This window comes from Hymenobacter daeguensis (assembly GCF_054780555.1).
In genome coordinates, this window is sequence record NZ_BAAGWC010000021.1 from 1 (window position 1) to 17,092 (window position 17,092).

Genomic DNA, 17,092 nt, shown 5'->3' on the forward strand with positions numbered 1-17,092 from the left:
GCTCGATGCGCATTTTTTGGCCTTTATTCACCTCGCCGCAACTGTCTTGTGGCTGCGCGACTGTTAACACTTCCTAGCTACCGTGCTGGGGGAAATTCCAAGCTTCCGGGCGATGTAACCGTTAGACTTCCCCTCCCCTTTCAAGGCTTGCGCTTGAGCTATTACGATAGTTGATTTAGTTGGGGCACCCAGTTTCATACCGGCGGCCTTCCTCTTGGCCAGCGCTGACTTGGTGTTTTCTGAAATCTTTATCAGGCCCTGTCAGCGATGGTGGCCAGCATCGAGACAATTATGTCGCTGAAGGGCCCGAGGCTGTCGAGGCAGGGCTCGGTGAAGGATTTGTAGTTCACACCGTGGTCGCGCAGCTTCTTCCGCTATTTGAGCGTGGGCAGGGCCCCTTCCCGGCTGAAGCGGTCGAGCCGCCAGAACACCACCAGGTCGGGCTTCTTCTGGTAGGCTTCGAGCAGCTGCTGCTTGAACTGGCTGCGGTCAGGCTTACCGCCGGATACTTCTTCGATGAAGACTTTATAGATGGTGCCGTGCTGCTCGGCGAAGCTGCGCAGCACGGCACCTGGTTTTCCGGGTCCCGGCCCTTATCATGGGTCGATACTCTGGCGTAGATAGGTACTCGCATGGGCGAAATTGCCTACCAAACCCTTGTAAGTATATTTCACTCATTTACTGAACAGAACCGAATCAGCGGAGTACCTTTCGCTAACCGTTGTATGCCTTTCCCCAACGGATAGCCTAATGAAACGCATCCTCTTCGGTGCCGGGTGCTCCGGCGTGGCCTTGGTCGGTCTTTCGGCCGTACTGGCCGCCCAAGCCCCCTCCGGCAATACCATTGCGCTGCTGGCCCTCAACCAGCCCCCCTGCGCTACCCTGACTCCGCAGTCGGTGATTCGGGCGAAGCTGGCCTACCACCTGGCCGAGACAGAGCAGTCGGCCTACGGCTTTGCCGTGTCCATCAAGTTTCAAAGCACCACGCCAGGGATGACCTTCTCTGATGGCGTACAGGGCCAAGCCACAGTTACGGCCCGTCACGACACGCTCACCTTGAGCTACCCCGTGGCCGCCATCCGGCGCAACGACCGCCTCCAACGCCCCGTGACGTGCTATTTCTATCTGCACCGCAACACCGGCCCCAGCCGTAGCACGGTCCTGGCCAAAACCACGGCCATTACTTTTCAAGAGTGCCAATAAGCTTTGAGCGCTAAACCATTCCTGATACTGAACGGCACGGGCTTAAGCCACAACCGTTTCGCTAAACCAGCTTACGGGGTCTTCAGCGGCTCTTGCGGTTTGCGGTTTGCGTTGCCAGGTTCTGACGAGGCAGTAGCAGGCGCGCCGGCACAAGCACCGAGCGCCCCCCGCTGCACCCTGACCCAGCCGATGCACGACTGGCCCTCCGGCAACTGGACCAAGCGGTGTTCGCGCAACACAAATTGATGGCGGGACTGCTCGCAACTGATAGTAGAGCCCGGGTCAGCGGTCAGCAGCAAGGTATCGCCCCGGAACCGGTAGGTCCCGCGGGTATTGATGTCGCGTTCGAGTTGACCATAAGCAAAGGTGCCGTCTTGGTAGAGGCCTAGCCAGATGCTCCCCAGCGCGGCCTCGCGGGAAGCGGCCAGGCACAAGCCCACTTTGGGCGGGTCGTCGGTGAGTTCGGAGACGGTAATCGAGGCCACAATTACCAGCGCCAAGCCCACGAAAACGAGGACCAGTTTGCGCACCACCAAGAGGAGTGTTCGCATCGGTTAGGAGATAATTTGATGGAGCAGCCCTAGGAGGCTGTGAAAATAACGCTCGGTTTACTAAGCTACTCCAGCTGGCCGGCAAAAGAGCGTTATGTTTATTTCATGAGTGCATCACCGGTTAGCCCTATCATCGTTTTCATTACGGGTGCTGTCGTCACGTCGGCGAGTTGGGATAACTGGAAGGCGTTCTTTGAGAAGGAAGGCTACACCTGCTATGTTCCCGATTGGCCCCACAAAGCAGCTCCGGCCGCCGAACTCCGTACCCACCACCCGCACTCGCCCATCGCCCAAAATGGCCTGGCCGATGTGCTGCGGGTGTATGCCGACTTCATCGCGCAGCTGCCCGCCAAGCCCATTGTCATCGGGCACTCCTTCGGCGGGCTCCTTGCGCAACTGCTCCTGCAGCAAGACGCCGTGGCCGCCGCCGTGGCCATCGAGTCGGCGCCGCCGCTGGGCGTGGTGGTGGCCAACTGGTCGCTGGTTCGGTCCGTGCTGCCGATGCTGGGCCTGTTTTCCTCCCTGAAAACGACGTTTCTGCCCACCTTCAAGCAGTGGCAGCAGGCCATTGCCAACGGCCTGCCCGTAGCCGACCAGCAGAAATACTACGACCAGCTGGCCGCGCCCGAATCCAAAAAGACCATTCGCGGCGCCCTCGGCCTGGGCGCCCGCGTCGACTTCCACCGCCCGCACGCGCCGCTACTGTTTCTGGCCGGCGGGGCCGACCGCCTCATGCCCGCTGCCCTCAACCGCGCTAACCACCGGCGTTACCGGCATCCGGCGTCCGTGACCGACTACCAGGAATTGCCCGGCCGCAGCCACGCCATGCTGGGGCAGTCCACGTGGCGCGAAGATGCCGCCTTCGTCCAGCGGTGGCTGGCTGCGCTGTCATAAGCCTGGCAGCTGCACCGGTTGAACGCGCTGCGCACGCCTCCCCGGATGGGGATACATTTCCGGTGCTGTAACCTTGAAAGGCGCTCAGGAAAACGCTACTGCCGTAAACGCGCATCGTTCAAAAACAGGAGGGAGAAAACGCGGCTTTAAAACCGTCACTACTTCTCTTTACTGTGTCGGTTACCAGAGCGTTACCGGTGGTGCCTGTCACGCCTGGCGCCGGGCAGGGTGGCATCAGGCCGGAACAGTCCAGTAAATGGTAAACGTGGTGCCCTCGCCCAAGGTGCTGGCCACGCGAATGTGGCCGCCCTGGCTCGTGACGATGCGCTGCACCAGGTAGAGGCCGACGCCCGTGCCCTCCACGTGGGTGTGCTGTCGCTCAAACAACTGAAAGATGGGCGACTGCGGGTTGGCCAGGGCCATGCCCAGGCCGTTGTCCCGCACTTCCAGCACGGGTTGTTGGTCGGCCGTCAGGTAGCTGCGCAACCCCACGTGCGGCGGCCGGTCGGGGTGGGCAAACTTCAGCGCGTTGCTGACCAGGTTGTGGATGACGGAGCGCAGATTGGCCCGCCCATACAGCAGGCCGGGCGCGGCTTCCACGTCCACGTCGAGGCGGGCCCGGAGCACCTGTGCCTGAGGCCGCAGTCCCAGCAGCACCTCTTCCAGCACGAGCGCCAGGTCCAGCACTTCGGCCGGCTCCTGTTGGGCCCGCTGCGTGCGCACCGTGGCGGCCAGGTCGTGCAGCGTGGTATCGAGCTGGCCGAGGGCTTCGTCCACCATGCCCAGAATTGCCGATTCGTCCGGGTCGGCAAAGCTGGCCGTGAATTGCAGCTCGGTGAACAGCCCGCGCAGGTTCAGGGCCGGCTGGCGCAGGTCGTGCGAGGCCGCGTAAACAAAGGTATCGAGGTCGTGGTAGGCGCGGGCCAGCTCATCATACTGCGTTTGCAGCACTTGCTGCAGGTTGTACTGGTCGTCGACATCGGTGCAGGCACCAAACCACCGCAGGCCGGTGTGGTCGGCCAGCTGGCGGGCGCGCACGAGGTGCCAGCGGTAGCTGCCGTCGTGCCGACGCATGCGGTAGGTGCCGTCGAAGGGCTCGCCCGTCGCAACGCTGTGCACCCAGCGCCGGGCCGCCAGCGCCTGTTCCTCGGGATGCAGCAGCGCCACCCAGCCGGTGGGGCCCAGCGCTTCTTTGGTGAGGCCCGCGTAGGCGGTGGTGTTGTGGTTGTAGTAGTCAATCAGGCCCTGGGCCGTGGCCGTCCAGATGAGCTCCGGAATGCTGTCGGCCAGAAAGCGCACTTCAGCCTCGCCCCGGCGCAGGGCTTCGGCCAGTTCGCGCTGGTCGTGGATTTCCGTGAGGGCCCCGTGCCAGAAAACGGGCGGCTCGGGCAGATGGACTTCGGGCAGGGCGCGGCTCAGGTGCCAGCGGTACTGCCCGTCGTAGCGGCGCAGGCGGTACTCGTGGTTCCAGCCCGTGCCGGTCTGGCGCGCCTGCTCGGCCTGGTACAGCACCTGCAGCCGGTCATCCGGGTGGATGAGCAGCGGCCAGATGGCCGTGAGGTCGGCCGTGGGCGGCTGCCCCGTGAAGCGGTACCACTGCGGGCTGGCGTAGATGCAGCGCCCCTGCGCATCCGTTGTGAAGGTGATGAGCGGGGCCGTTTCGGTCAGCACCCGCAGGCGGGCGTCCAGCCGCCGGGTGGCCAGGGCCAGCTCGTGCGCCTGCTGGCGTGCCGCTTCCTGCTCGCTCACGTCGATGGCCAGCAGCAGCAAGCCGGCCACCGGCTGGTGCTCGTCGCCGTAAGGCTCCAGGGCCAGGTCGAAATAGCGGCAGGCGGCGGTTTCATCGCCGGAAGCCGGGGCGCACATGCAGGCTTTGGCCACGTAGGGCTTGCCGGAGTGATACACCTGCTCCAGCACCTCCAGCAGCGCAGCCGGCAACGCACCGGGATGCGCTGCAATGCGCTGGCCGGCCGCGTCTGCTCCTACCAGCGCTTCAATGGCTTTATTAATGAATCCATAGCGCAGCTCGGGGCCTTCCAAAGTGGCAACGCCAGCAGGCAGGTGGCGTAACAACTGGGAAAACGGCGGGTGGGACATCGCAATGTAGACAAGCCGGAACGACTTGCGAAGGCAAATAAATAGAAGGAAAGTGACGAGCAGGCAGTCGGCTGCCGTTATGGGGCATCTTTCGTGCTGGCCTGCTGCGGAGCGTCGAAAAAAGCTTCCAGAGCCGTAGTAGTGGGCGTCCCTAACACCGCGCGCCGGACCAACTCTACCAGGAGGGCATCCGCGATGTTCATCGAGGAGGGCACCGGCGGCAGGTGGTCGGGCAAGAGGAACCCTTCCAGCGCCGCAAAGCCATTGGGCTCCAACGGATGAAAGGCCATGGACCACTCCGCAAAACTGCGGTGGGCAATCGGTTTGTCGATGAGCTTGACGACGTGTGAATGCCGGCCATCTTGGGCAATGCGCTCAAACAGCGCATTGGCAATTGCCTCCTCTCCTTCGAACAACTGGGCAATGTTGCCGTGGCTATAAAACAGAACCCCCGTAATGCCGTGCCGGGTATTATCACGGCGGGACTGGGTCAGCAGCTCCTGTAACTGGGTATCAGAGAGGGGATGGACGGCCCGGCTGAGATAGGCAATATGCTTCATCGGCGATATGTTTCGCAAGTCAACAGCTACTACTACGAAAGCAGTGCTTTACGCGCTTTGTTGGGTTTGGGGTTTTCGCCGCTTGGCCAGCCCCCTGTTCGCAGCTTGTTGGGCCGGTTTCTGGTAATTGCTCGTGCGCGTTCGGCTGGTATTGCAGCAAAACGCCCGTGCTGACGGTGCCATGGGCAACTACCGAGCGCCTGGTTTGCCAAAACGGGTGTTCAATTCAACGCCAGGCATGTTCAAGGTAGATTCTTTTTTTTAACACCCTTGCTCCCCCACGCAAAGGCTCCGAAAACGCGGTTTTCGGGGCCTTTGCGTGGGGGAGTAATTTGAACACCCGTTCTACGCCCGCATGCCGTTCTCCAGCTGTACTTGCTTGCGCTCGCTCAGGGTGTCATCCAACTCGCCCAGGTGCAGCGCCACGATGAGCCGGTCCTTCCACTCGCGCACGTCGGCCAGCTGCGCGGCTACTTCGAAGGCGGCGCCACCGGGGGCGGGGCCACGCTGCCGGCCACGGCGAAGCCCGAGTTGTCGACGAGCTTGCCGTTGGCGCCCACCGCCAGGCCCGACATCTCCAGCAACATCCTTGTGCGACACAGCACTGGCGACTATTACGAGCGCCAAGGCCACCGTATCAGCAGCCAAGGCCGCATGGGTAGCCGCTGCTTTCAGTCTGCTTAGCATTGCTGTATCTGTTTTTGCCCTTTGAAAAACAAACCAGCAGGAAGAAGCACAAGCGCGCGTTACAGTGTTGCAACCCCAGACAGAACTTTTGAAGGCAAGGAAACAGTGTCAAAGTGCTGTAAGAAAATAGTCGTTCGTTTCTTGCACTGTTAAAATGAATATTATCCGCCTGCGCAACGCCCAACCGCGCCCCGGGCCCGCTCACGGCCGACGGGCGCGCCTACCTCAGCCGCTGAGCGAAACCTGAGCTGCGGCCTCTACAGCCGCTTTTCACCCTTCCTTTCCCCATGAACCACAAGCTCCTCTCCCTGCTGCTCGCCGGCAGCCTGCTGCTCAGCACCCTGGGCTGCTCCAAAAAAGACGACCCGGCGGACCCGCCCAAGGGCACCCCCGCCAGCTACCTCAACGATGGGCAGCCGGTCGCCTGCACGGCAACGGCAGACAAGGCCACCAATTCCGGGAATGATTTCCTGACCGTAGACCTGACGACCACTCCGCAGCCGGCTGCCGGCCCCGAAAAGCTCCGGCTCCTGTACCAAAAGTTTACGTCGGAGCCCGCGTCGGCCTACCTGCTCACGCAGATGCAGCTCTTTCGCAACGACGCCATCACGGTCCTCTATAATCCGGCGGCCTACACCCTTACCACGACCAGCGGCGGCGGCTTCACCGGCACCTTCTCAAGCGGCACCTCGTACCCCAACCCCGGAATCACGGCCCACACCGTCACCGGCGGTGTTTTTACCGACTTGCACCCCTAAGCCCAACCGCGCCCCGGGCCCGCTCACGGCCGACGGGCGCGCCTACCTGCAGCCGCTGAGGGCAGTAGCAGCCGTTGCCTGGCAGTGGTTGGCAGCGTGACGCCAGGAGTATATTCACGGGTCCTTACGCAGGGGCTATCCATGGTTCCACACCGACTCCCTACGGCCCTGCTTGCCGCCGGCGCGTTTGCCCGGGTGCGTCCGTAACTCCCGCCGCGATGCCCCCTTTCGCAGCGGCCCACCGGTGGCCCGGCTGCTGGCGGGCCGCAATCCGCCCCTGCGCATATCTCGTTTGTCAGTTATGCTGGGCCATCCGCAGCCCAGGCCTTCTCACCGTCCCATGCCCATCAATCACCTGCCCACCAGCGAGAACTACGAACACAAGAAAGAGCTGCTGCGCGCCTACTATGCCGATTACGAGCGCCTGCTACAGGAGGCGCCGGAACTGGTCGGCAAGCTCCGCTTCGATTCGTTTATCAAGTTCTCCTTCGACCTGGACCGGCAGCAGCAGCTCATTGCCCGTCGCCAGGAGCGCAACTTGTGACCTGTGCCCACTGATTCCTTCTCCCCTCACCCCTCAACGATGAATCTACTGCTACTGCACGACACCCCCATCGTTTCGGTTTACTTCGATGCGCAGAACGACTGGCTGTACTCGGACTGGCGCGGCAACCTCTCGCTGGCCGACGTACAGGCCGGCTGCCTGACCATCGCCCGGTGCTTTCTTGACCGCACCTACCCGCGCATCCTCAACAGCAACGTGGACGTGACGGGCATGAGCCCCCAAGCCCCTAAGTGGCTGGCCCAGGAGTACCTGCCCCACCTGGGCCTGGCCGGCATCGAGTACCTGGCCTGGGTATGCGCCCCGAGCCTGCTGGTCAAGCACCTCACCAACGAGTCCGTGCGCCAGCTGCGCGCGCCCATGGTGGCCACCTTCGACCACCTGGCCGACGCCTACGCCTGGCTGCAGCACGCCCACCCCACCCAGCCCGGCGACGAACCCTCCGACCGCGACCCCGAGCAGCAGGCCCGGCTGGCCCGCCGCGTGGCGGCGCTCTCACAGGAGCTGGCCCACTACAACCAGGCGGCGGGCCGGCCCATGGTCCACGCCTGAGCAGGGCTGCCTGACACGTTTTCGGGCTGCTTTTCTACCTTGCGCCCATGCTCGGGCGAGAAGTGCGCCCCCACACACTGGCACCCCAAGCGCGAGGAAGTCAAGCCCGTGCCCGGCAACTTCGCCGCCGACACCAACCTCGTGCTCGAGCGCTACACCCAGGCTGCGATGGCCGCCGAACACGCCGCCATCGATACCCGCCAGCGGCTGGCCTGCTTCATCCCCCTCCTTCGACGACGACGTGTTCAAGCCGGTGGCTCTGGTGGAGAAATATGCCCCGCTGCACCTGCTCACCTGCCTGCCGGTGGGGCACGGGGCCCGCACAGTGGGCAAAAAGCCGCCGGGCACGGCAGCGGTCGCGGCCTGAGGACACTGAATTTCTCGCTTACTTGCACGCCAACCATTTCCTCTCTTTCCATGCTCACCAAGTATTCCCCCAAGCTCCTGGCCTTTCTCCTGGCGCTGCTCATCGGCGGCGGCCTCATCGCGGCCAAAGAGCCGACCGGGCCCAAGCAGTACGATTACGTTTCGCTGGTACAGCAGTACAACATCGTTTACGTCACGCAGGGCACCACCAGGTTTGAGCGGACCAAGGTTGACTCCGAGGGGGGCAGCAAATCGTACAACCTGGAGCCGCTGTTTGCAAAGGTTGGGGAGTTTGAAGCCCAGGGCTACGAACTGGTCAACAGCAATATCTTCGCCGAATCGGCGGGCCAGGGCTACTCGTATGTGCTGCTTCGCCGGCCCAAATAGCGGTATTCTGTGGCAAAACCTGTGGCACGGGTGTGCACAACGCTGCTTACCCCGGCCAAACGTCACCGCGCAAAACGGCGACTCGAGTCATTCAGGGCACTTTTAGTAGGCGTGAATAAACCGCATGACGTTCCGTCCAGACCGCAGACTTTTGCTAAAAAGGCCATTTCCAGCACGGAAATGGCCTTTTTTTATTATCCAAACAAAAAAGGGGGAAAGTTGAGCTAGAAAGGGTGGGCTCGACATGGCCCGACCATGATACACGGAGATTTACCTTCTTGATAGCCTGATTTTCCAAGCTCAGGTCGGCGAACATCTGCTTGAGCTTGCGATTGTCCTCTTCTGGGTGTTTGCGCCGGGTTGGCTCCGCTACGCTGGCCCCGGCATACTTGCTTTTCCACGCATAAAAGGTGGCTTCACCTAAGCCCTGCTCACGCACTATCCGGGCCACGGTTTGCCCGCTGGCTTGCTGTTGTAGCATGGCCACAGGCTGGGTTTCGCTGAGTCGTCCGTTTTTCATTCGTCAATCGTCAGACACTGTAATTTTCAGCATTCTCTACTCACAGCCGGCGCCCGGTTTGGGGCAGCGTACACGAAACCAATGCATCCAGCGCGCCGCGCACGGCCGGCGTGCGCGCCTATCTCAGCCGCTGACGCAACCACCGTCGCCGGGCGGCGGTCATCGTGCCATATCTTCCGCTCCTCCTTTTTCTTTCAGCCATGAGAAGTCTTTCTTTCCTGTTGCTCACCGGCGCGGGCCTGCTCGCCTCCCGGGCCCACGCCCAAACCTCGTTCAGCATCGGCCCCCGCGTGGGCCTGAACCTGGCCACCTACCACCTGACCGAACCGGAAGTGTTCGACCCGCCGCAGTACCGCGCCGGTCTCGAAGCCGGTGTGGCCAGTGCCCTGAGCCGGGGGCATTTCGCCCTCCAGGGGGCCCTGCTCTACTCCCAGAAGGGCTACAAAACGCGCACCACCGTGGATATCCGCTCGGTCAGCAACAGCTACCTCGGCACCGGTGAGGTCGAGTACGCCGAACGGCTCCACTACCTGACCCTGCCCCTGGCCCTGGCCTACACCCAGCGCAGCGATGGGCAGGGCTTCCAGGTATTTGCCGGCCCCTACGTCGGCCTGTTCCTGGCCGGCAGCTTCACCAATAGCACCACGCCCCAGAACGGGCCCAGCTCCTTCGCCAGCGGGTCGCTGACCGCAGCCCCGGAGGCGGCCTACGATTATGGCTCCTTCGTGCGCCGCTACGACGCCGGCCTGCAGGGCGGGCTGGGCTACCGCTACCAGCAGCTCCTGTTCCAGGCCGGCTACAGCCTGGGCCTGCGCAACGTATCGGCCGAAGCCTTCCAGCTCCTGCGCGCCCCCCGCTACAACCGTGCTTTCCAGGCCTCGCTCAGCTACCTGCTGGGGCCTAAAAAAGGGTAGGAAGCCGGCCAAAACTGCCTGCCGGGCGCCCTGCCCGCCGTGGGCCCGCCCGCGGCCGACGTGCGCCTGCCTCCGCCACTGATTGCCACTGCATGAAACTCCTGCGCCACCCGGCCCCCGGCCTCCTTAGTCTGCTGCTGCTGCTGCTGGCCTCGTGCCACGCGCAAGACCACGAGCCGACGCTGGTGGGGACGTGGGCTTCGCACAGCGAAACGGATTATGCGTATCCGTCGGCCAGCTTCAGGCAAGTTCCCCGCCGCTACGGCCCCACTGCCGTTATCGGCAAGTACCGCATGGTCATCACCCCCGATTCCTTTATTCATTTCAGCACCCGAGGCCCCTTTCCCCGGCGCGTAGGGGCACACTCCTACCAGCACATGGGGGCGGTCGTCTTCGTGCCGGAGAGCCAGCGGCAGTTTCAGGTGAAAATCCTGACCGCCGATACCCTGGAGCTGGTTTACGCCCGCCCTACCCCCACGGGCACCCAACTCGACTACGGCCACGTGGATACGGGCTTTACCTATACCCGCCTCCCCGCCGCCAACGCACTCGAAGCCACGGTACAGCGCTGGGCCGAACGCCTCCAGCGGTTCTATCATATCCGCTGACGCATGCCGTAGCCTTCCCATGCAGGCCGCCGTCCGTCCTTATGCTTCCCCTGATGAGTGCCGCCGGGGCCTCAATTGGCGGCGCCGGGAGCGTCTCTGTCGGGTGCCAGCGCTGCAAACGACAGGTGCTTGCTTGAAAAATATAAGCATTGGTTTGAATTGTGATTTTGAGGCGGATGCAGAAGGCCGACCTTTACATCAGCTGATTCGGCCGGCTTAGCGGCAGGGCTTCGCAAGCCCCCGGGGTCAGCGGCATCACCCCGTTGCTCATTTCCCGTCCGATGTCTTCCCCCCTGGCTACGCGGCCGGCCGATGCTGCGCCCGTTCTCAAAGGCTTCAAAGCCTTTGAGCTGAACACCTCCCGCAATCCGGTGCCGTCCTACAATCGGCTGGACTTTTACAAAGCCAGCCTCGTCACGGGCCACATCGTGGTGCAGTACGCCGGCCAGCGGCTGGAGCTGAATGGCACGCACCTGTTCTTCGCCGCCCCGCACCTGGCGTACACCACGCTGCTGCTCTCGGCCCGGGTAACGGGGTATGCCTGCCTGTTTACCGAAGCGTTTGTGCAGGCCAATGGCTGGTTTGATGGCCTGCCACGCTTCTCCTTGTTTCAGCGTGGCGGCCTGTGCGTATGCGAGTTAGCCCATGAGCAAGCAGCGTACAGCACAGGTATTTTTGAGAAAATGCTGGCGGCGCAACACACGGACTACCTGTTCAAGGGCGAGCTGGTGGGCTCGTATCTGCACCTGCTGCTGCACGAGGGGTTGCGGATTCAGCGCCGGGAAACCCGGCCGGTGCCCGCTCCTACCGCCAGCGGCAACCCGTCGCTGCTGCCCGGGTAATCCGCCACGAAAAGCCGGCGCGGTGGCGCGCGGCCTGGCCAACCCGGCGGAAGCTGTTTGAAATTTATAATAATCGGTTTGAATCGTGATTTCCAGGGGCAGCTCCTTGCCGGACCTTTGTAGTGCCCGGAGCAACCCGCTCAACGGCAGCAATAACAGGCCCTGGGCGCGCGGCCGGGGCCAACCATTGACGCGGCCCGCGAGTAGACTCACGGTGTAAACCCGGGCATTCGGGGTGCTTGAAATTCCGCATTGCTTTCAGGCACTCTTCCATGCAACCAACCAGAAAACCATGCAAACCGTCACGTTGAATAACGGCGTCGAAATGCCCCTGCTGGGCTTCGGCGTGTACCAGATTGCCGATGCCGCCGAGTGCGAAGCCAGCGTGCTGGCCGCCATCCGGGCCGGCTACCGGCTGATTGACACGGCCGCCGCCTACGGCAACGAGGAAGCCGTGGGCAACGCCATCAAAAAGAGCGGCGTGCCCCGCGAGGAGCTGTTCATCACCACCAAATTGTGGGTGGCCGATGCCAGCTACGAGGACGCCCGGCCGGCGTTTGAGCTGTCGCTGCAGAAGCTCGGGCTCGACTACCTGGACCTGTACCTCATTCACCAGCCCTTCGGCGACGTGTACGGCGCCTGGCGGGCCCTGGAAGAGCTGTACCAGGAAGGCCGCGTGCGGGCCATCGGCATCAGCAACTTCCCGCCCGACCGGGTGATGGACTTCATCGTGCATCAGAAAGTAGTGCCGGCCGTGAACCAGATTGAAACGCACCCCTTCCACCAGCAGACAGAAGCGCAGCAGTTTCTGACCGAAAACAAAGTGCAGATTGAATCGTGGGGGCCGTTTGCCGAGGGCCGGAACGGCATGTTCACCAACGAGCTGCTGGTGGGCCTGGGCCGTAAATACCAGAAGAGCGTGGCCCAGATTATCCTGCGCTGGCTCACGCAGCGCGGCGTGGTGGTGATTCCCAAGTCGGTGAGCCCAGCGCGCATCGCGGAGAACATCAACGTGTTCGACTTCGAGCTGAGCGCCGGGGATATGGCCGCCATTGCCACGCTCGACACCAAAGCCAGCGTCTTTTTCGACCACCGCGACCCGGCCATCGTGAAGTGGATTGGCGAGCGGGGGCGCAAGCCCAAAAAGTAGCCCGGCAGCTCCGCGGGAAGCGTTGCCCAGGACAAGTTTTTTTTACAAAACACCTATCATTCAACAACATGAAAAAGCGACAATTAGGCACGAGCGGCCTGGAAGTATCGGCCCTGGGCCTGGGCTGCATGGGCATGAGCCACGGCTTCGGCCCGGCCGCCGACACCAGGGAGATGATTCAGCTGATTCGGACCGCCGTGGAGCGCGGCGTGACGTTCTTCGACACGGCCGAGGTGTACGGCCCCTTCACCAACGAGCTGCTGGTGGGCGAGGCCCTGGAGCCCCTGCGCGACCAGGTGGTGATTGCCACCAAGTTCGGCTTCAACACCTCGGTGCCCGGCACGGGCGGCGGGCTCAACAGCCGGCCGGAAAATATCCGGGCCGTAGCCGAAGCTTCTTTGAAGCGCCTGCGTACCGACCGCATCGACTTGTTCTACCAGCACCGCGTGGACCCCAGCGTGCCGATTGAGGACGTGGCCGGCACGGTGCGCGACCTGATTGCCGAAGGCAAGGTGAAGCATTTCGGGCTGAGCGAAGCCGGGGTGCAGGTCATTCGGCGGGCGCACGCGGTGCAGCCGGTCACGGCGCTACAGAGCGAATACTCGCTGTTCTGGCGCGAGCCGGAAGCCGAGATTCTGCCCGTGCTCGAAGAGCTGGGCATTGGCTTCGTGCCGTTTAGCCCGCTGGGCAAGGGCTTTTTGACGGGCAAGATTGACGAGCATACGCAGTTCGACAAAACGGACTTCCGCAACACGGTGCCGCGCTTCAACCCCGAGAACCGCAAAGCCAATCAGGCGCTGGTGGATTTGCTGGGCCAGATTGCCCAGGCGAAGCAGGCCACGCCCGCCCAGATTGCCCTGGCCTGGCTGCTGGCCCAAAAGCCCTGGCTGGCGCCCATCCCCGGCACCACCAAGCTGCCCCGCCTCGAAGAAAACCTCGGGGCCGTTGACCTGGCGCTGACGGCCGACGACCTGCGCCAGATTGAGGAGGCCGCCGCCCACATCACCATTCAGGGCGACCGCTACTCCCCGGCCGCGCAGCAGATGATAAACCGCTAACGGATTGGGGCGGGGAGCGGGCAAGCCCTGGCCACTCCCCGCCCCGATTTCGATTCGAAACGCATGAAAAACGTACTTGTGCTGGGAGCGAGCGGCACCATCGCCCGCCAGGTTATCGACCTGCTGGCGAAATATGACAGCCTCGCGCTAACCCTGTTTTTGCGCAGCGCCCGCCGCCTGGGCAGCGGCAATGCCGCCAACGCCCGCGTGGTGGAAGGCGACGTGCTGCACTACGACCAGCTGCAGGCCGCCGTGGCGGGCCAGGACATCGTGTACGTGAACCTGGCCGGCGACCTGGCGCGCATGGCCCAAAACGTGGTGCGCGCCATGACCGAAGCCGGCGTGAAGCGGGTCATTTTCATCAGCTCCATCGGCATTTACGACACGCCCCTCAAGCCCGTGCTCAGGCCCTACCGCCAGGCCGCCGATGCCTTCGAAACCTCGGCCCTCGACTACACCGTGCTGCGGCCCGCCTGGTTTACGACGGCCAACGAGGTGGACTACGAAATCACCCGCAAGGGCGAGCCGGAGCGCGGCTCCGTGATTTCGCAGAAAAGCCTGGCCACGTTTATCGCGCAGCTTATCGCGTCGCCGGAGCGTTACGTGCGGGAGAGCCTGGGCATCAACAAGCCCGGCTCCTGAAGGGGCGCGGGCCAGGCCCGCCGGTAGCTGGCCAAACCTGCAGGCGGTGAAGTACCTTGCGGAAGCCCGGCGTTGGGCATTTCGCGGTTTCACGGGCCGCCCCATTCCATGCAAAACCTCTTCTCTGAGTTCTTATTTCTGGTGCTGATTATTCTGGCGCTGGTGATGGTAGCCGGCAAGCTGCGGCTGGCCTACCCCATTGTGCTGGTGCTGGGCGGGCTGGCGCTGAGCTTCACGCAGGTGTTTGCCAACATCAAGCTCGACCCGGAAATCGTGTTTCTGGTGTTTCTGCCGCCGCTGCTCTACGAGGCGGCCTGGCAGGTGTCGTGGAAGGAGTTCTGGAAGTGGCGGCGGGTGATTACCAGCTTTGCGTTTCCGGTGGTCATCATTACCTCGTGCATTGTGGCAGTGGTGGCGCACGCACTTATTCCGGGGTTCACGCTGGCGCTGGGGTTTCTGCTGGGCGGCATTGTGTCGCCGCCCGATGCCATTTCGGCTACCACCATCATGCGCAACGTGAAAGTGCCGCGCCAGATGGTGAGCATCATTGAGGGCGAAAGCCTGCTGAATGACGCGGCCTCGCTGATTGTGTTTCGGTTTGCGCTGGCGGCGGTGCTCACCGGGCAGTTTGCGTTCAGCGAAGCGGCGGGCAGCTTTTTCCTGGTTATTGGGCTGGGCACGGCCATCGGGCTGGGCATTGGCCTGGTGTTCTACGCCATTCACCGCTACCTGCCCACCACGCCCAGCATCGACACGGTGCTGACGCTGCTCACGCCCTACTGCCTCTACTACGCGGCCGAGCATTTCCACTACTCCGGCGTGCTGGCGGTGGTGAGCGGCGGCCTGCTGCTCTCCAGCAAGCGCCACACCATGCTCAGCTACCGCAGCCGCATCGAGAGCGTGGACGTGTGGTCGGTGCTGAGCTTTGTGCTCAACGGGCTGGTGTTTCTGCTCATCGGGCTGGAGCTGCCCACCATCACGCGGGAGCTCGACGGCGGCCTGGGCCCCGCCATCGGCTACGGGCTGCTTGTCTCGCTCACGCTGGTGGTGGGGCGGCTGCTGTGCTCGTTTGGGGCGGTGCTGTTCACGATGGCGGCCAGCCGCTTCATCACCGTGGCCGATGCCCGGCCGGGCTGGCGCGGGCCGCTGGTGCTGGGCTGGGCGGGCATGCGCGGGGTGGTGTCGCTGGCGGCGGCGCTGTCCATTCCGCTGCTCACGCCGCAGGGGCAGCCCTTTCCGTACCGCAACCTCATCCTGTTCATCACCTTCGTCGTCATCCTCGTGACGCTGGTTTTCCAGGGCCTCACGCTGCCCTGGCTGATTCGGAAAGCAAAGCTGGAAGACAAGTACCAGACTTTTTCGGAGCAGCAGCAGGAGCTGATTCTTCAGAAAAAGCTGGCCCTGCAGGCGCTGCGCTACGTGGATTCGACGACCGGCCCGGACGGGCAGCCCCACGGCTACCTGCAAAACCTGCGGGCGCGCCTCCAGCTCGACGCCGCGTTTTTTACCCACGAGCTGGAAACCCCGACTGGCCCGCCCGACGACACCCTGCACCACTTCCACCAGCACTACCTGGCGCTGCTCGACCAGCAGCGTACCCTGCTGCACGAGATGAACCACCGCATGGAATTCGACGAAGAAGTCATTCGCAAGTACCTGACCATTCTGGATTTGGAAGAGTATAAGCTACGTGAAAAGCAGCTGCCCCTGACCGCCGAATAGCAGGCCGCAGCGTCCCTCCCATTGTATTGCAGGCCAGACCGCCGGGCGCATCCGGCAGGTGCCTGCCGCTTTTTTTTCAACTGCCCGCCCCATGAATACCGAACCAGTAGCAGCGCCCCCGGCCCGCCTCATCGGCACCCACCAGGACCTGAGCGCCCAGGAATTGCAGCTCAAAGGCTTCAAGGCTTACGAAGTGGACACGGCCGTGAACCCCGGCCCTACTTATCGCCGCCGCGACTTCTACAAGGTGGCCCTGGTCACCAGCCACTGCTCGGTGCACTACGCCGACCGGAGCGTGGAGCTGAACGGCACCTGCCTGATGTTTGCCAACCCGCACATTCCGTATTCGATAGAGCTGCACGCCCCGCGTCTCACCGGGACGTCGTGCCTGTTCACCGAGGCATTTATGAAGGAAAACGACCGGTCGGAAAGCCTGCAGCAGTCGCCGCTGTTCAAGGTCGGCGGCACGCCCATCTTCCACCTCAGCGCCGAGCAGGCCGCCTACGCCGGCAGCATCTTCCAGAAGATTCTGGCCGAGCAGGGCACCGATTACCTGTTCAAGAATGACCTGATTCGCACCTACATCCAGCTGCTCATTCACGAGGCGCTGCGCATGCAGCCGGCCGAAACCTTCCTGCAGCACAAGAACGCCGCCTCCCGCATCACCACCCTGTTTCTGGAGCTGCTGGAGCGCCTGTTCCCCATCGAAAGCCCTTCGGCGCCGCTGCCCCTGAAAACGGCCCAGGATTTTGCGGCCCAGCTCGCCATCCACGTCAACCACCTGAACCGGGCCGTGAAGGAAGTGACCGGCCGCTCCACCACCGCCCACATTGCCGAGCGCGTCATCGGCGAAGCCAAAGCCCTGCTGCACCATACTGACTGGGACGTGGCCGCCATCGGCTACAGCCTGGGCTTTGAATACCCCTCGTATTTCAACAACTTTTTTAAGAAGCACACCGGTAGTACGCCCCTGGCTTTTCGCAAGGCCGGGTAATACGCACGCCTGCTTCGCCTATTTG

At 63.0% G+C, this 17,092-nt stretch carries 20 protein-coding genes; 14 read left to right on the plus strand and 6 right to left on the minus strand.

The window, feature by feature from the left end:
- Window positions 1-374 precede the first annotated feature (374 nt).
- Window positions 375-566: a recombinase family protein gene (locus ACYVHT_RS18120; protein ID WP_460555174.1), complete on the minus strand. Its 192-nt coding sequence runs from the start codon at window positions 564-566 to the stop codon at window positions 375-377.
- A gap of 184 nt (window positions 567-750) precedes the next feature.
- On the opposite strand from ACYVHT_RS18120, the gene ACYVHT_RS18125 reads away from it, so the two are divergent.
- Window positions 751-1,203, plus strand: a complete 453-nt coding sequence (locus tag ACYVHT_RS18125; protein WP_460555177.1) for a hypothetical protein — start codon at window positions 751-753, stop codon at window positions 1,201-1,203.
- Between the two features lie 71 nt (window positions 1,204-1,274).
- Here ACYVHT_RS18125 and ACYVHT_RS18130 read toward each other — a convergent pair whose 3' ends face one another.
- A complete protein-coding gene (locus ACYVHT_RS18130) occupies window positions 1,275-1,754 on the minus strand; it encodes a hypothetical protein (protein WP_460555180.1) in 480 nt (159 codons plus the stop codon).
- Between the two features lie 105 nt (window positions 1,755-1,859).
- Here ACYVHT_RS18130 and ACYVHT_RS18135 point away from each other — a divergent pair, with 105 nt between their 5' ends.
- Window positions 1,860-2,648 carry an alpha/beta hydrolase gene (locus ACYVHT_RS18135; protein WP_460555183.1) on the plus strand — a complete coding sequence of 263 codons (789 nt, stop codon included), beginning with the start codon at window positions 1,860-1,862 and terminating at the stop codon, window positions 2,646-2,648.
- Between the two features lie 234 nt (window positions 2,649-2,882).
- On the opposite strand, the gene ACYVHT_RS18140 is transcribed toward ACYVHT_RS18135, so the two are convergent.
- The 3 genes from ACYVHT_RS18140 to ACYVHT_RS18150 form a co-directional block, all read right to left on the minus strand.
- Window positions 2,883-4,721, minus strand: a complete 1,839-nt coding sequence (locus tag ACYVHT_RS18140) for a sensor histidine kinase (protein WP_460555186.1) — start codon at window positions 4,719-4,721, stop codon at window positions 2,883-2,885.
- A 101-nt stretch (window positions 4,722-4,822) separates the two neighbouring features.
- The gene (locus ACYVHT_RS18145; protein ID WP_460555189.1) at window positions 4,823-5,305 is read right to left on the minus strand and encodes a BLUF domain-containing protein; all 483 of its coding nucleotides are present in this window, start codon (window positions 5,303-5,305) and stop codon (window positions 4,823-4,825) included.
- A 470-nt stretch (window positions 5,306-5,775) separates the two neighbouring features.
- Window positions 5,776-5,910, minus strand: coding sequence for a hypothetical protein (locus ACYVHT_RS18150; protein WP_460555192.1), 135 nt, complete (start codon window positions 5,908-5,910; stop codon window positions 5,776-5,778).
- A gap of 369 nt (window positions 5,911-6,279) precedes the next feature.
- Here ACYVHT_RS18150 and ACYVHT_RS18155 point away from each other — a divergent pair, with 369 nt between their 5' ends.
- The 4 genes from ACYVHT_RS18155 (at window position 6,280) to ACYVHT_RS18170 (ending at window position 8,617) form a co-directional block, all read left to right on the plus strand.
- Window positions 6,280-6,750, plus strand: a complete 471-nt coding sequence (locus ACYVHT_RS18155) for a hypothetical protein (protein WP_460555195.1) — start codon at window positions 6,280-6,282, stop codon at window positions 6,748-6,750.
- 340 nt (window positions 6,751-7,090) lie between these two features.
- A complete protein-coding gene (locus tag ACYVHT_RS18160; protein WP_460555198.1) occupies window positions 7,091-7,294 on the plus strand; it encodes a hypothetical protein in 204 nt (67 codons plus the stop codon).
- Between the two features lie 39 nt (window positions 7,295-7,333).
- Window positions 7,334-7,864 carry a hypothetical protein gene (locus ACYVHT_RS18165; protein WP_460555201.1) on the plus strand — a complete coding sequence of 177 codons (531 nt, stop codon included), beginning with the start codon at window positions 7,334-7,336 and terminating at the stop codon, window positions 7,862-7,864.
- A 417-nt stretch (window positions 7,865-8,281) separates the two neighbouring features.
- Complete coding sequence (locus ACYVHT_RS18170) at window positions 8,282-8,617, plus strand: hypothetical protein (protein WP_460555204.1); 336 nt, start codon at window positions 8,282-8,284, stop codon at window positions 8,615-8,617.
- A 154-nt stretch (window positions 8,618-8,771) separates the two neighbouring features.
- Here the strand turns inward: ACYVHT_RS18170 and ACYVHT_RS18175 are convergent, their stop codons facing one another.
- Window positions 8,772-9,137 carry a transposase gene (locus ACYVHT_RS18175; RefSeq protein ID WP_460555207.1) on the minus strand — a complete coding sequence of 122 codons (366 nt, stop codon included), beginning with the start codon at window positions 9,135-9,137 and terminating at the stop codon, window positions 8,772-8,774.
- 200 nt (window positions 9,138-9,337) lie between these two features.
- Here ACYVHT_RS18175 and ACYVHT_RS18180 point away from each other — a divergent pair, with 200 nt between their 5' ends.
- From ACYVHT_RS18180 to ACYVHT_RS18215, 8 genes are all read left to right on the plus strand, one after another.
- Window positions 9,338-10,051 carry a porin family protein gene (locus ACYVHT_RS18180; protein WP_460555210.1) on the plus strand — a complete coding sequence of 238 codons (714 nt, stop codon included), beginning with the start codon at window positions 9,338-9,340 and terminating at the stop codon, window positions 10,049-10,051.
- Between the two features lie 92 nt (window positions 10,052-10,143).
- Window positions 10,144-10,659, plus strand: a complete 516-nt coding sequence (locus ACYVHT_RS18185) for a hypothetical protein (RefSeq protein ID WP_460555213.1) — start codon at window positions 10,144-10,146, stop codon at window positions 10,657-10,659.
- Between the two features lie 281 nt (window positions 10,660-10,940).
- Entirely contained in the window at window positions 10,941-11,501 is a 561-nt protein-coding gene (locus tag ACYVHT_RS18190; protein WP_460555216.1) for a hypothetical protein, read from the plus strand.
- A 292-nt stretch (window positions 11,502-11,793) separates the two neighbouring features.
- Window positions 11,794-12,651 carry an aldo/keto reductase gene (locus tag ACYVHT_RS18195; RefSeq protein ID WP_460555219.1) on the plus strand — a complete coding sequence of 286 codons (858 nt, stop codon included), beginning with the start codon at window positions 11,794-11,796 and terminating at the stop codon, window positions 12,649-12,651.
- 68 nt (window positions 12,652-12,719) lie between these two features.
- Window positions 12,720-13,709, plus strand: a complete 990-nt coding sequence (locus ACYVHT_RS18200) for an aldo/keto reductase (RefSeq protein WP_460555222.1) — start codon at window positions 12,720-12,722, stop codon at window positions 13,707-13,709.
- 63 nt (window positions 13,710-13,772) lie between these two features.
- Complete coding sequence (locus ACYVHT_RS18205; protein ID WP_460555225.1) at window positions 13,773-14,351, plus strand: Rossmann-fold NAD(P)-binding domain-containing protein; 579 nt, start codon at window positions 13,773-13,775, stop codon at window positions 14,349-14,351.
- Between the two features lie 108 nt (window positions 14,352-14,459).
- The gene (locus tag ACYVHT_RS18210; protein ID WP_460555227.1) at window positions 14,460-16,073 is read left to right on the plus strand and encodes a cation:proton antiporter; all 1,614 of its coding nucleotides are present in this window, start codon (window positions 14,460-14,462) and stop codon (window positions 16,071-16,073) included.
- Window positions 16,074-16,164: 91 nt separating this feature from the next.
- Window positions 16,165-17,067, plus strand: coding sequence for a helix-turn-helix domain-containing protein (locus tag ACYVHT_RS18215; RefSeq protein ID WP_460555230.1), 903 nt, complete (start codon window positions 16,165-16,167; stop codon window positions 17,065-17,067).
- Window positions 17,068-17,092: the final 25 nt, after the last annotated feature.

What these genes read in the sequence shown, in the direction of transcription:
- ACYVHT_RS18125 (WP_460555177.1), top strand. Translation starts at nt 751, where the DNA reads ATGAAACGCATCCTCTTCGGTGCCGGGTGCTCCGGCGTGGCCTTGGTC.
- ACYVHT_RS18175 (WP_460555207.1), bottom strand. Translation starts at nt 9,137, where the DNA reads ATGAAAAACGGACGACTCAGCGAAACCCAGCCTGTGGCCATGCTACAA.
- ACYVHT_RS18215 (WP_460555230.1), top strand. Translation starts at nt 16,165, where the DNA reads ATGAATACCGAACCAGTAGCAGCGCCCCCGGCCCGCCTCATCGGCACC.
- ACYVHT_RS18145 (WP_460555189.1), bottom strand. Translation starts at nt 5,305, where the DNA reads ATGAAGCATATTGCCTATCTCAGCCGGGCCGTCCATCCCCTCTCTGAT.
- ACYVHT_RS18180 (WP_460555210.1), top strand. Translation starts at nt 9,338, where the DNA reads ATGAGAAGTCTTTCTTTCCTGTTGCTCACCGGCGCGGGCCTGCTCGCC.
- ACYVHT_RS18195 (WP_460555219.1), top strand. Translation starts at nt 11,794, where the DNA reads ATGCAAACCGTCACGTTGAATAACGGCGTCGAAATGCCCCTGCTGGGC.
- ACYVHT_RS18160 (WP_460555198.1), top strand. Translation starts at nt 7,091, where the DNA reads ATGCCCATCAATCACCTGCCCACCAGCGAGAACTACGAACACAAGAAA.
- ACYVHT_RS18135 (WP_460555183.1), top strand. Translation starts at nt 1,860, where the DNA reads ATGAGTGCATCACCGGTTAGCCCTATCATCGTTTTCATTACGGGTGCT.
- ACYVHT_RS18130 (WP_460555180.1), bottom strand. Translation starts at nt 1,754, where the DNA reads ATGCGAACACTCCTCTTGGTGGTGCGCAAACTGGTCCTCGTTTTCGTG.
- ACYVHT_RS18185 (WP_460555213.1), top strand. Translation starts at nt 10,144, where the DNA reads ATGAAACTCCTGCGCCACCCGGCCCCCGGCCTCCTTAGTCTGCTGCTG.
- ACYVHT_RS18210 (WP_460555227.1), top strand. Translation starts at nt 14,460, where the DNA reads ATGCAAAACCTCTTCTCTGAGTTCTTATTTCTGGTGCTGATTATTCTG.
- ACYVHT_RS18155 (WP_460555195.1), top strand. Translation starts at nt 6,280, where the DNA reads ATGAACCACAAGCTCCTCTCCCTGCTGCTCGCCGGCAGCCTGCTGCTC.
- ACYVHT_RS18205 (WP_460555225.1), top strand. Translation starts at nt 13,773, where the DNA reads ATGAAAAACGTACTTGTGCTGGGAGCGAGCGGCACCATCGCCCGCCAG.
- ACYVHT_RS18200 (WP_460555222.1), top strand. Translation starts at nt 12,720, where the DNA reads ATGAAAAAGCGACAATTAGGCACGAGCGGCCTGGAAGTATCGGCCCTG.
- ACYVHT_RS18190 (WP_460555216.1), top strand. Translation starts at nt 10,941, where the DNA reads ATGTCTTCCCCCCTGGCTACGCGGCCGGCCGATGCTGCGCCCGTTCTC.
- ACYVHT_RS18165 (WP_460555201.1), top strand. Translation starts at nt 7,334, where the DNA reads ATGAATCTACTGCTACTGCACGACACCCCCATCGTTTCGGTTTACTTC.
- ACYVHT_RS18170 (WP_460555204.1), top strand. Translation starts at nt 8,282, where the DNA reads ATGCTCACCAAGTATTCCCCCAAGCTCCTGGCCTTTCTCCTGGCGCTG.